General features: G+C 65.8%; 1 protein-coding gene. It reads right to left on the bottom strand.

Annotation, left to right across the window (positions count from 1 at the left end):
- Positions 1-478 precede the first annotated feature (478 nt).
- The coding region (locus FFS68_RS17740; protein ID WP_249340229.1) for a hemolysin family protein at positions 479-1,800 on the bottom strand (1,322 nt) is incomplete at its 5' end.

The raw sequence follows: 1,800 nt of genomic DNA, 5'->3' as shown, positions 1-1,800 counted from the left end.
AGGTGGCAGCCCGTAGGGCTGACGGAGGGGCTGCGACGTTGCTGCCCCTCCACCACCGCTTCGCGGCGGTCCCCCTCCCCATCGCAAGTCGATGGGGAGGATATGCAATGTCCGCTCCCCACCCCAAAGCTGCCATCCGCAGCTAAAAAACGCTGTCCTACATTATTCCGCTGTGCCAGCCTTCATCGCAGCTCTTTCAATTTGTAAGCAAAAGCGGTCGCCGCCCAGATTCCGGATGGGGCCAGGATCCGGCCGCAATCTGTTCGCCGAAGACGACAAATCGGGCGCTGCACTAGGCTGAATTTTCCTGAACTTTGGAATGGTGACGCGGCCCATGCGCCGACCGGATCGCGGCCCCGGCCCGCGATGACCGAAGACGGCAATGCCCGCTCCCCAACCCCAAGCGGACATCGCGCCAGCGCGAACAAACCGCTACCCTACATTATTCGCAGCACATGGCTTGCGTCGGCCAGCGCGCCTATGCCTCGTCCGAATCATCCTTCGGCTTGCGGATCTCGGTGACCAGCAGCTTGTCGATCTTGCGCCCGTCCATGTCGATGATCTCGAACCGCCAGCCCTTGTCGGCAAAGGTCTCGCCTTCCTTGGGCAGGCGCCTCAGGATCGCCAGCGCATGGCCGGCCGCGGTCGCATAGTCGCGGTCCTCGCCCAGCTCGATCCCCAGCCGTTCGGCCATCTGGTCGGCGGGCATCGACCCCGCGATCAGCAGGCTGCCGTCGTCGCGCTCGACGACGAACGGCTCGCTGCCGATATCCTGATCGGACGCAAATTCGCCGGCGATCGCCGACAGCAGGTCGGCGGGGGTCACCAAACCGTCGAAATGTCCATATTCGTCGTGCACCAACAGCATCGGCACATCGGCAACGCGCAGCGCTTCAAGCGCGTCCATCGCGTCGATCTGGTCGTGGATGACCTTTGCCGGGCGCATCAATTGCTCCAGGTCGAGCGCCTCGCCGCGAAACAGCGCCGCGGCAATGTCGCGCGCCTGCACCACGCCGACGATGTCATCGACCGACCCGCGCGCCACCGGCAGGCGGCTGTGCGGGGTTTCGACCAGCTTGTCGCGTACCCCTTGTGCGTCGAGCGCGATGTCGATCCAGTCGACATCCTTGCGCGGGGTCATCACCTCGCGCACCGGACGATCGGCAAGGCGCACGACGCCCGAAATGATCGCGCGCTCGCTTTCCTCGATCACCCCCGATTTCGACGCCTCGGCGACGATCAGGTGCAGTTCCTCGGCGGTCACCCGATCCTCCGATTCGCGGTTGAGGCCGAGCAGGCGGAACACCAGCGCCGAGCTGCGATCGAGCAACCACACCAGCGGCGCGCCGATTTTCGACAGCCACAGCATCGGCAGCGCCATGAAAATGGCGATCGGTTCGGGCGCGCGCAGCGCGAATTGCTTGGGCACCAGTTCACCCGCGATCAGCGAGAAATAGGTTGTCACCGCAATCACCACCGCGAATCCGACGGTGAGCGCGGTTTCATCGTCGAGCCCCAACAGCGGCTGCAACCGGTCGCCCACGGGGCCGCCCAGGCTGGCGCCCGAATAGGCGCCCGCGAGAATGCCGATCAGCGTGATGCCGACTTGCACCGTCGACAGGAACCGCCCCGGGTCGGCGGCGAGCTGGCGGGCGACCGCCGCGCCCCGGCTGCCGCGCTTTTCGGCGGCCTGCAACCGCGGCGCGCGCGCCGAGACGATCGCCAGTTCGGACATCGCAAAAACGCCGTTGAGCAGGATCAGGACGGCGATGATCGCGACGTCGGACCAGGGGAAAGGGG

It is taken from the genome of Sphingopyxis sp. L1A2A (assembly GCF_005502465.1).
Lineage (GTDB): Bacteria > Pseudomonadota > Alphaproteobacteria > Sphingomonadales > Sphingomonadaceae > Sphingopyxis.
Note: the sequence above shows the minus strand (reverse complement) of the source record. Positions and strands in the feature narration are given on the sequence as shown.